At 60.9% G+C, this 10,140-nt stretch carries 9 protein-coding genes; 2 read left to right on the top strand and 7 right to left on the bottom strand.

Going from position 1 to position 10,140, the window contains the following annotated elements:
• Positions 1-114 precede the first annotated feature (114 nt).
• Complete coding sequence (locus ACJ8HN_RS21090; RefSeq protein ID WP_033653941.1) at positions 115-804, top strand: FadR/GntR family transcriptional regulator; 690 nt, start codon at positions 115-117, stop codon at positions 802-804.
• Positions 805-871: 67 nt separating this feature from the next.
• Entirely contained in the window at positions 872-2,287 is a 1,416-nt protein-coding gene (gene mdtD, locus ACJ8HN_RS21085) for a multidrug transporter subunit MdtD (protein ID WP_442523901.1), read from the top strand.
• On the opposite strand, the gene rbsR is transcribed toward mdtD, so the two are convergent.
• The 7 genes from rbsR to kup all read right to left on the bottom strand — a co-directional run bounded on the left by rbsR (position 2,284) and on the right by kup (position 10,136).
• Positions 2,284-3,285, bottom strand: a complete 1,002-nt coding sequence (gene rbsR / locus ACJ8HN_RS21080) for a ribose operon transcriptional repressor RbsR (RefSeq protein ID WP_060419952.1) — start codon at positions 3,283-3,285, stop codon at positions 2,284-2,286. The two genes, mdtD and rbsR, sit on opposite strands and share 4 nt — an antisense overlap.
• Positions 3,286-3,289: 4 nt before the next feature.
• Entirely contained in the window at positions 3,290-4,216 is a 927-nt protein-coding gene (gene rbsK / locus ACJ8HN_RS21075; RefSeq protein WP_060419950.1) for a ribokinase, read from the bottom strand.
• A gap of 61 nt (positions 4,217-4,277) precedes the next feature.
• Positions 4,278-5,165 (bottom strand): ribose ABC transporter substrate-binding protein RbsB, encoded by an 888-nt coding sequence (gene rbsB / locus ACJ8HN_RS21070; RefSeq protein WP_442523906.1) that lies wholly within the window; start codon positions 5,163-5,165, stop codon positions 4,278-4,280.
• A 24-nt stretch (positions 5,166-5,189) separates the two neighbouring features.
• Positions 5,190-6,158, bottom strand: coding sequence for a ribose ABC transporter permease (rbsC, locus tag ACJ8HN_RS21065; RefSeq protein WP_019455467.1), 969 nt, complete (start codon positions 6,156-6,158; stop codon positions 5,190-5,192).
• A 6-nt stretch (positions 6,159-6,164) separates the two neighbouring features.
• Positions 6,165-7,670 (bottom strand): ribose ABC transporter ATP-binding protein RbsA, encoded by a 1,506-nt coding sequence (rbsA, locus tag ACJ8HN_RS21060; RefSeq protein ID WP_033636505.1) that lies wholly within the window; start codon positions 7,668-7,670, stop codon positions 6,165-6,167.
• Between the two features lie 7 nt (positions 7,671-7,677).
• A complete protein-coding gene (gene rbsD / locus ACJ8HN_RS21055) occupies positions 7,678-8,097 on the bottom strand; it encodes a D-ribose pyranase (protein ID WP_033649571.1) in 420 nt (139 codons plus the stop codon).
• 170 nt (positions 8,098-8,267) lie between these two features.
• Positions 8,268-10,136 (bottom strand): low affinity potassium transporter Kup, encoded by a 1,869-nt coding sequence (kup, locus tag ACJ8HN_RS21050; RefSeq protein ID WP_033636508.1) that lies wholly within the window; start codon positions 10,134-10,136, stop codon positions 8,268-8,270.
• Positions 10,137-10,140: the final 4 nt, after the last annotated feature.

Here is a 10,140-nt window from a genome sequence, read left to right as displayed (position 1 = left end):
AACAAAAGGGCGAAAAAGCGACGAATTTATGTCACTTTTTCAGGCAAACAGCCATAAAAGCTGGCGATCACTGGAGTAAAATAGAAATAACGATGTCAGTAAGGACCCGCAGCCATGCCGTTAAATGCACAACAACAGGCCGCCCAACGCAATCTTTCTTATCTGCTTGCAGAGAAACTTGGCCAACAAATTCTGGCGGGCGATTATCAGGCCGGCAGCATCCTGCCCGGTGAAATGGAACTGGGCGAGCAATTCGGCGTCAGCCGCACCGCAGTACGCGAAGCGGTAAAGATGTTAGCCGCCAAAGGCATGTTGCTACCGCGCCCGCGCATCGGCACCCGCGTGATGCCGCAGAGCCAATGGAATTTCCTCGATCAGGATTTACTGACCTGGTGGATGACGCGGGAAAACTTCGATCAGGTGATGCAACACTTCCTTATCCTGCGTACCTCGCTGGAGCCGCAGGCCTGCGCGTTGGCGGCAAACCACGCCAGCCCGCAGCAAACCAAGCTGCTGGCGGAGCTGATGGCGGAAATGCGCGCGCTGCATACCCAGTTTGATCGCGAGCGTTGGATCCAGGTCGATACCCAATTCCACCAGCTCATCTACGAGGCCAGCGGCAACCCGTTCCTGACCTCGTTCGCCAACCTGTTCAGTTCGGTGTACCAAAGCTACTTCCGCGCCATCACCGGCAATGAAGTGATCAAGCTGCGCCATCATCAGGCTATCGTCGATGCGATACTCGCCGGAGACAGCGCCGGCGCGCTCGTCGCCTGCCAGATACTGCTGAAAGAGAAAGACTAGACACGCTCCCCGCTTATATATAGAAGAAAGAGACAAGGGACAGACGACCATTTAACCAGGACCGACCATGACCCAATCCGCGCGCAGTATGGCAGGACTTCCGTGGATCGCCGCAATGGCGTTCTTTATGCAGGCGCTGGACGCCACTATCCTCAATACCGCGCTGCCGGCGATCGCCCAAAGCCTGGGGCGTTCGCCGCTGGCGATGCAATCGGCCGTCATCAGCTACACGCTGACGGTGGCGATGCTGATCCCGGTCAGCGGCTGGCTGGCGGACCGCTTCGGCACCCGGCGCGTGTTCATCTTCGCCGTCACGTTATTCACCCTCGGCTCGCTGCTGTGCGCTCTGTCCCCTACGCTGAGCGCGCTGGTCGCCTCTCGCGTGCTGCAGGGCATCGGCGGCGCGATGATGATGCCGGTCGCGCGATTGGCGCTACTGCGCGCCTACCCACGCAGCGAACTGCTGCCGGTGCTGAACTTCGTCACCATGCCCGGCCTGGTCGGGCCGATTCTGGGGCCGCTGCTGGGCGGCTGGCTGGTCACCTACGCCACCTGGCACTGGATTTTCCTGATCAATATCCCTATCGGCCTGCTCGGTATCTTCTATGCGCGTAAATACATGCCGGACTTCACCACGCCCAAGCGCCGCTTCGACTTCCTTGGCTTTATGCTGTTCGGCCTGAGCCTGGTGCTGATCTCTACCGGGCTGGAGCTGTTTGGCGAGCGGGTACTGGCGAGCTACGTTTCGCTGGGCATTCTGCTCAGCGGCTTCGTGATGCTGTTCGGCTATATCGCGCACGCACGCCGTCATCCTCAGCCGCTGATCGGTCTCGACCTGTTCAAAACCCGCACTTTCTCGGTCGGCATCGCCGGCAACGTCGCCTCCAGGCTGGGCACCGGCTGCGTGCCGTTTTTAATGCCGCTCATGCTGCAGGTGGGATTTGGCTACACGGCGATCGTCGCCGGCTGCATGATGGCGCCAACCGCCATCGGTTCGCTGATGGCGAAATCCACCGTCACTCAGGTGCTGCGCTGGTTCGGCTACCGTAAAACGCTGGTCGGCATCACCGTCATCATCGGGGTGCTGATCGCCCAGTTCGCCCTGCAAAGCCCGGGCATGCCGCTGTGGCTGATGATCCTGCCGCTGTTCGTGCTGGGCATGGCGATGTCCACCCAGTTCACCGCCATGAACACCATCAGCCTGGCGGATTTGAACGACGCCAACGCCAGCGCCGGCAACAGCGTCCTGGCGGTCACCCAACAGCTGTCCATCAGCTTCGGCGTGGCGATCAGCGCGGCGGTGCTGCGTTTTTACGAATCTCTGTCGTTAGGCACCATGATCGACCACTTCCATTACACCTTTATCACCATGGGGATCGTCACCGTGGCGTCGGCGCTGGTGTTTATGTTGCTGAGAAGGAAGGATGGCCGCAATTTGATCAGCGGCCAGGAAAGCAAGAAAGAAGTGAAGGCGGCGAGTTAACGGCGGCCCACCGAGGCGCGTTCCACCAGCTCGGGCGTCAGCACCAGCACCTGGGGGGCGCGCTCTGGGTTCTGCAGGCGATTGATCAGCGCATCGATCGCCAGTTCGCCCAGCGAATCCTTCGGCTGATGAATGGTGCTCAGCGGCGGCGCCAGATAGCGCGCCAGCTCAATGTCATCGTAGCCCATCACCGCCATATCCTGTGGCACGGAGAGCCCGGCCTGATACAGCACCTGATAAACGCCCACCGCCACCGCGTCGTTGCCGGCGAACACCGCATGCGGCGGCTCGTCCAGCGCCAGCAGTTGGCGCATGGCGTTCACGCCGCCCTCAAACTCAAAATCGCAATGCACTTCATACCCTGGCGGAACCGGCAATCCGGCGCGCCGCATCGCGTTGCGATAGCCTTCCAGTCGGTGACGAGCGGTGGTTTTATCCTGCGGGCCGGCGATGCAGGCGATTTTGCGGTAGCCACGGGCGATCAGATGATCGGTCGCCATCTCGCCGCCCAGCAGCGAGTTATCCTGAATAATGTCGTTGGCGCCCTCGAATGGCGCCCAGTCCATCATCACGATCGGCAATGACGGGTAGCGGCTCAGGGCATCTTGCGATGGCCGGTGGTTTTCGGTGCACATCAGCAGCAAACCGTCGACGCGCTTTTGCAGCAGCGTCTCCATGCTGCGGTTCATGCGCGCGGCGTCTTCTTCGGTATTGCACAGGATTAAACTGTAGCCGCGTTCATAGCAGCTGCGCTCCACGCCGCGCACCACTTCGGCATAAAACGGGTTGTTGCTGGCGGTCACCAGCATGCCGATGGTGCGCGTCTGGTTGAGCTTCAGGCTGCGCGCCAGCGCGGAAGGCGCATAGTTCAGCTGTTCTACGGCCGCCATGACCTTGTCGCGCACGCTGTCGCTGACAAAGCGATTGTTGTTGACCACATGCGAAACGGTAGAGGTTGAAACGCCCGCCAGGCGGGCGACATCTTTCATGGTGGCCAAAGGATCACCCCTGCTGCTGCAAGAAGGCGTCGATCTCTTCACGCCACGGCACCGAAGGCTGCGCGCCAGGGCGGGTCACGGCGATCGCCGCCGCCGCATGGGCGAAACGCACCGCGTCGGCCATGGCCTTGCCTTCCAACAGGGCTGTGACCAGCGCACCGTTAAAGGTATCGCCGGCGGCGATAGTATCCACCGCTTGCACCTTGAAGCCGGGCACCCGTTTGCCGTTGCCGTTTTCGCTCAGCCACACGCCGCGGCTGCCGAGGGTGATGATCACCGTCGCGATGCCCTTGTCGTGCAGCGCCTGCGCCGCGCGCGCCGCATCGGCGTCGTTGTCCACGGTGATGCCGGTCAGGCGCTGGGCTTCGGTTTCATTCGGGGTGATCATATCGATCATGCCCAGCAGCTCGTCCGGCAGCTCACGCGCCGGGGCCGGGTTGAGGATCACCTGCGTGTGATGCTGCTTCGCCAGGCGGGCGGCGGCGATCACCGTCTCCAGCGGCGACTCCAGCTGCATCAGCAAAGCGTCGGCATCGATCACTTTTTGTTGGTAGCGCGCCAGGTAATCCGGCGTCACCGCGGCGTTGGCGCCGGCATCGATGCCAATCACGTTCTCGCCTTCGGCGTTGACGAAGATCAGCGCCACGCCGGTGGTGCTGCCGGTGATGGCTTCAATCGGTTGGATATCAATACGATCGCTCGCCAGCTGCCGGCGGACACGTTCACCAATGTCGTCGGCGCCCACGCAGGCGATAAAGGCGATCTCCGCCCCGCTGCGCCCGGCCGCCACCGCCTGATTCGCGCCCTTGCCGCCAAACGCCACCTTATACTGTTTCCCGATCACCGTTTCGCCCGGGTGGGGGAAGTGTTCAATATTGAGGATATGGTCGGCATTGATGCTGCCAAGAACCACCAGCTTACCTGTTTCCATCGCATTGATTCCTGAATTGCGCGCCATCGTAAACGCCCCGTTCCGATGGCGCTGGTATGACTTATTTAGTGACCAGTTTCAAATCGACCGGGATGGTCGCCGGCACTTTTTCGCCTTTCAGCACTTTATCGGCGGTTTCCACACCGATCACGCCGATCTGATCGGGACGCTGCGCCACGGTCGCCGCCAGCTTGCCGCCTTCAACCGCTTTTACACCGTCGGCGGTGCCGTCGAAGCCTACCACGATCACGTCGGTTTTACCGGCGGTTTGCAGCGCGCGCAGCGCACCCAGCGCCATTTCATCGTTCTGGGCGAACACCGCCTGCACGTCCGGGTGCGCGGTCAGTAGGTTCTGCATCACGTTCAGGCCCTTGGTGCGATCGAAATCGGCCGGCTGGCTGGCCAACAGTTTGAATTTATTCTGATCCAGCGACTGCTTGAAGCCTTCACCGCGTTCACGCGCGGCGGAAGTGCCGGCGATGCCTTCCAGCTGAATCACCTTGGCATCGGCGCCTACTTTCTTGGCGATGAAGTCGCCGGCCATTTTGCCACCCACGCGGTTGTCCGAAGCGATGTGGCTCACCACCTCGCCCTTGCTCGCCACGCGGTCCAGCGTGATGACCGGGATCTTAGCCTGGTTGGCCATCTTGATGGCGTTGCCCACCGCATCGGAGTCGGTCGGGTTGATCAGCAGCAGCTTGGGCGCGCGCACCATCAGATCCTGCACGTTGGCCAGCTCTTTCGCCGGGTTGTTCTGGGAATCCAGCACCACCAGGTTGTAGCCCAGCTTGTTGGCCTCTTGCTGCGCGCCATCCTTCATTGAGACGAAGAACGGGTTGTTGAGGGTGGACACCACCAGCGCGATGGTGTCTTTGGCCATGGCATTGGCGCTCAGGGTGGTGCTCAGCGCGATGGCGGAGGCTAAGGTTGCCAGTTTTTTCATTTTCATCATCGTGATTCCTGTAGGGGGAGGTTACTTGTTGCTTTTGTTATCTACCAGAACCGCCAGCAGTATCACCACTGCCTTCACGATCATTTGGTAGTAGGAAGAAACACCCAGTAAATTCAGGCCGTTGTTCAGGAAGCCGAGGATCAGCGCCCCGATCAGCGTGCCGACGATGCGGCCCTTGCCGCCGGCCAGGCTGGTGCCGCCCAGCACCACGGCGGCGATGGCGTCCAGCTCATAGCCGGTGCCGGCGGTCGGCTGCGCCGACGACAGGCGCGCCACTTCGATCACCCCGGCCAGCGCCGCCAGCAGGCCGCACAGCGAGTAGACGATAATCTTCACCTTATCGACGCTGATGCCGGACAGGCGGGTTGCCGCTTCATTGCCGCCCAGGGCATAAATATAGCGGCCCAGGCGCGTGTGGTGCAGCATATACCAGGCGGCGATGAACACGATCGCCATGATCCAGATCGGCGTAGGCACGCCCAGCGGGCGGCCGATGCCGAACCAGCCGAAGGTGTCGGCCACGTCGGTGAAACCGGTGTTGACCGGGCTGCCGTTGGTGTACACCATGGTGACGCCGCGCAGCAGCAGCATCATCACCAGCGTGGCGATAAAGGCCTGCACTTTGCCTTTGGCGACGATCACCCCGGTGCAGGCGCCAACCGCGGCGCCCAGCGCCAATGCCGCCGCCACCGCCACCAGCGCGTTGACCTCAAAGCCGACGATCGACGCCGCCACCGCGCCGGTCAGCGCCAGCAGCGATCCCACCGACAGATCGATGCCGGACGTAAGGATCACCAGCGTCATCCCCACCGCCATGATGGCGTTCACCGAGGTTTGCTGCAGAATATTGAACAGATTGTTCAGGGTGAAGAAGTTCGGGCTCATGGAAGAGACCACGGCGATCAGCACCAGCAGCGCAATCAACGACTTCTGCTCTAACAGCCACTCTTTACTGAACCAGCGCTTGGCTGCGATAGTCTGGGAACTCATATCTGATTACTCCTGCTTTACGCCGTATTGCTTGCCGACGGCTGCCGCCATCAACGCTTCCTGGGTGGCCTGTTCAATCGGGAACTCGCCGCTGAGATGCCCTTCGTGCATCACCAGAATGCGATCGCTCATGCCCATCACCTCCGGCATTTCCGAAGACACCAGAATGATGCTCAGCCCTTCCTGCTTGAACTGGTTGATTAACTGATAGATCTCTTTTTTGGCGCCGACGTCGACGCCGCGCGTCGGCTCATCGAGGATCAGCACCTTCGGCCGAGTCATCAGGCCGCGGGCGATCGCCACTTTTTGCTGATTGCCGCCGGAAAGCAGACCGATCGGCTGCTCCATCGACGGCGTTTTGATATTAAACAGCCGGATGAAATCCCCCACCGCCTGCCGCTCGTCGGCCTGTTTCAGGCTGCCGTCGGCGCGGCTGAAGTAGCGCAGCGCGGTCAGCGACATGTTTTCCTTCACCGACATGCCCAGCACCAGGCCGTCGCGCTTGCGGTCTTCCGAGATATAGACGATGCCGTTCGCCAACCCGTCCTGCGGCGAATGGGTGACCACCTCGCGGCCATCCAGGCTGACGGTGCCGGCCTTGCGCGGCGCGGCGCCGTACAGGATCTTCATCAATTCGGTGCGCCCGGCGCCCATCAGCCCGGCCACGCCGAGGATCTCGCCGCGATACAGCGTAAAACTGACGTCCTCAACGCCGGGGCCGGAAAGGTGGCTGACTTCCAGCCGTTTTTCCCCGCGCGGCAAATCAAGGCGCGGGTATTGTTCTTCCAGCTTGCGGCCGACCATCATCTCAATCAGCGAATCTTCCTGCAGCTCGCTCACCGGCCGCTCGGCGATAAACTGCCCGTCGCGGAACACGGTCACGTCGTCGCAGATTTCAAAAATCTCTTTCAGGCGGTGCGAGATATAAACGATGCCGCGCCCTTCGGCCTTCAGCTCGTTGATCACTTTGAACAGCGAGGCGGTTTCGGTGTCGGTCAGCGCGTCGGTCGGTTCGTCCATGATGATCACTTTCGATTCGAAGCTCAGCACCTTGGCAATCTCCACCATCTGCTGATCGCCGATCGACAGCTCGCCCACCAGCCGGTGGCTGCTGTAGCGCAGGTTGAGGCGCGCCAGCAAGCGATCGGCCTCGGCGTACATACGCTTCCAGTCAATGCGGCCGAAACGGTTGACGAACTCGCGGCCGAGGAAGATGTTTTCCGCAATCGTCAGCTGCGGGATCAGGTTCAGCTCCTGATGGATAATGCCGATGCCCGCTTCCTGCGAATCTTTAGGCCCGTTGAACGCCACCTCGTTACCGAGAAAATACTGGCTGCCGGCGTCTTTCTGATAGATGCCGGTCAGCACTTTCATCATGGTGGACTTCCCGGCGCCGTTTTCCCCCACCAGCGCCATCACCTTGCCGGGATAAACGCTGAGGGCGGCGCCGGAAAGCGCCTTCACGCCGGGAAAGGCTTTATCAATCCCTTTCAGTTGCAGTAAAGGTTGCATAAACGCCTCAGAAAGTTACGCCGGCGCACAGGATCAGGTTCGCGTAAGGCGAACACTCCCCGCTGCGGATCACCGCCCGGCTGTGCTCGGTTTGCGCTTTAAACGCCTGATGGCTGATATAACGCACGCTGATGGTATTGCCCTGGCGTTGGCCCAGTGCGGTCAGTTCAGCCAACAGTGCCTCGTGGAGCGACGGATTCTGTTTCACGATCTCTTCCGCCAGGATGGCGCTTTCTACCTGCATCTCTTGCGTGACCGCCGCGAACACCTGCATGAAGGTCGGCACGCCCTGCGTCAGCGCCAGATCGATGCGCTGCGTCGCCGCCGGTATCGGCAGGCCCGCGTCGCACAGGGTGAGCTGGTCGGTATGCCCCAGCCGGGCAATCACGGCAGACACGTCGGAATTCAGTAATACGCCTTTTTTCATCTTCTCACTCCGCTAGCGAAACGTTTCGCTCCCTGGGGGAGTTTAAAAAAACGGCAGGGGAAGGCAACCGGCACAATGCAGAAGTGTGATCGCTATCGAAACGTTTCGTTCACGCACGAACAATGCGCAAACAAAAGGGGCTCAGCCATGCTGAGCCCCTGTCTGGCGGGTTAGATCTCGACCTGTGTGCCGAGCTCGATGACCCGGTTCGGCGGGATCTCAAACTGATCCGGCGCGCGCAGCGCGTTGCGGCTCAGGGCGACGAACAGCTTGCCGCGCAGGTAGAGGTACCACGGCCGCTTGGTGAGGATCAGCGATTCATGGGACATGAAGAACGAGGTCTCCGACATGCGGCACGGCAACCCTTCCAGCCCGCAGCGGTGGAATACCTCCTCGACGTTCGGCGTTTCCCGCCAGCCGTAGCTGGCCACTACCCGCCAGAAGGTCGGCGACAGCTGCTCGATGGTCACCCGACGCACGTTGTGCACGTAAGGCGCATCCTCGGTGCGCAGCGTCAGCAGCACCACGCGCTCATGCAGCACCTTGTTGTGCTTCAGGTTGTGCAGCAGCGCAAAAGGAATGACGTTGGTGGCGCGCGATAGGAACACCGCGGTACCCGGCACCCGCACCGGCGGCGATTTCTCCAGCGAGGCGATCATCGCCTCCAGCGAGTTGCCGTGTTCATGCAGGCGGCGCAGCAGGCGGAAGCGCTCGCTCTTCCAGGTGGTCATAATGATAAACATCACCAGCGCCAAGGTCAGCGGCAACCAGCCGCCGGAGAACAGCTTCAGGGCATTGGCGGAGAACATCGGCACGTCGATGATCAGCAAGATGGCAGCGATGCCGAGCGCCAGGAAGCGATTCCAGTGCCAGTTGTTGATCGCCACCGAGGTGACCAGAATGCTGGTCAGCACCATGGTGCCGGTGACGGCGATGCCGTACGCCGCCGCCAGGTTGCTGGAGTGTTCGAAACCGACAATCACCAGCACCACCGAGATGTACAGCGTCCAGTTGATCACTGGAATGTAGATCTGGCCGGATTCCATTTCCGAGGTGTGAATAATGCGCATCGGCGACAGATAGCCCAGGCGCACCGCCTGGCGGGTCAGCGAGAAGACGCCGGAAATCACCGCCTGCGAAGCGATAACCGTCGCCAGGGTCGCCAGAATCAGCAGCGGGATCAGCGCCCAGTCGGGTGCCAGCAGGAAGAACGGGTTTTTGATCGCCTCAGGGTTTTTCAGCAGCAGCGCGCCCTGGCCGAAGTAGTTGAGCACCAGCGAAGGCAGCACCACGGTGAACCAGGCCAGGCGGATCGGGAACTTACCGAAGTGCCCCATATCGGCATACAGCGCCTCGACGCCGGTGATCGACAGCACCACCGCCCCCAGCGCAAAGAACGACACCTTCTTATATTCCATGAAGAAGTTGAGCGCCCATTTGGGGTTCAGCGCCTGCAGCACTTCCGGGTTCGAAATGATGCTGCGCGCGCCCAGTACCGCCAACACGATGAACCACAACAGCATTACCGGGGCGAACAGCTTGCCGACGCTGCCGGTGCCGTGTTTTTGGATAACGAACAGCAGGGTCAGCACCAGAATAGAGAGCGGCACGATATAGGCATCGAGCGCAGGCGCGGCGATTTCCAACCCCTCTATCGCCGACATCACCGAGATCGCCGGGGTGATCACCACCTCGCCATAGAAGAAGCTGCCGCCGATCAGGCCCAGTATCACCAGCACCGCGGTGGTGCGCGCCGAGGTATTGCGCCCGGCCAGCGACATCAGCGTCAGAATGCCGCCTTCGCCGGCGTTGTCCGCGCGCATCACGTAGGTGAGATATTTGAGGGAAACGATCACGATCAGCATCCAGAAAATCAGCGACAGGAAGCCGAAAACCACGTCTGGACGAACATCGAAGCCGTAATGGCCGGAGAAACACTCTCTCAACGTATAGAGAGGGCTGGTGCCGATATCACCGTAGACCACGCCGATGGCCGCCAGGGTTACCGCCGATAAGGACTGCTTATGCTCTGCGCTCATAATT

This window comes from Serratia sp. CY29653 (genome assembly GCF_052169255.1).
In the GTDB taxonomy this organism is placed as follows: Bacteria; Pseudomonadota; Gammaproteobacteria; order Enterobacterales; family Enterobacteriaceae; genus Serratia; species Serratia sarumanii.
The sequence above is the reverse complement of the archived record's forward strand: the minus strand, read 5'-3'. Positions and strand labels throughout refer to the sequence as shown.